Annotated in this window: 1 protein-coding gene; it reads left to right on the top strand. The window is 71.7% G+C overall.

From position 1 onward, the window contains the following. The coding region (locus E1298_RS47310) for a 1-deoxy-D-xylulose-5-phosphate synthase N-terminal domain-containing protein (protein WP_279499839.1) at nucleotides 1-846 on the top strand (846 nt) is incomplete at both ends.

Here is an 846-nt window from a genome sequence, read left to right on the forward strand (position 1 = left end):
TCGGTGACGGGGCGCTGACCGGGGGACTGGCGTGGGAGGGGCTGAACAACCTGGCCGCGGCACCGGAACGCCCGGTCATCATCGTCCTCAACGACAACGGCCGCTCTTACTCTCCCACCGTCGGTGGCATCGCCCACCACCTGGCCGGGCTGCGCGACCGCCATCGCCGCAAGGGCTCGCCCTTGCCCGTCGGCCATCCGATCGAGGGCAAGTCCCTCTTCGAGCAACTCGGCCTGTCCTACATCGGTCCCGTCGACGGCCATGACCTGGCAGAGCTGGAGCGGGCCTTGCGGCATGCGGCCGGTCTGGGGCGCACGGTGGTGGTGCACTGCGTCACCGAGAAGGGCCGCGGCTACACCCCGGCCGAACAGGATCAAGCCGACCATATGCACGGCATCGGCGTCCTGGACCCCGCCACCGGGCGTCCGCCCGCCAAGCCCGCCAAACCGGCCACGGCAAGTGCGGAATCGTGGACTAGCGTGTTCGGTCAGGAGATCACCCGGATCGGCGAGCGCCGCCCGCGGGTGGTCGCCCTGACGGCGGCGATGCCGCACCCGGTCGGCCTGACCGCGTTCGCCGAGCGCTTCCCCGGCCGGGTCTTCGACGTCGGCATCGCCGAGCAGCAGGCCGTCTGCTCGGCGGCCGGGCTGGCGATGGCCGGGCTGCACCCGGTGGTGTGCATCTACGCCACCTTCCTCAACCGCGCGTTCGACCAGGTGCTGATGGACGTCGCGCTGCACCGGCTCCCGGTGACCTTCGTGCTGGACCGGGCCGGGATCACCGGACCCGACGGCGCCTCCCACCACGGCATCTGGGACGCCTCGATCCTGTCGGCCGTCCCCGGAC

It is taken from the genome of Actinomadura rubrisoli (assembly GCF_004349215.1).
Lineage (GTDB): Bacteria > Actinomycetota > Actinomycetes > Streptosporangiales > Streptosporangiaceae > Spirillospora > Spirillospora rubrisoli.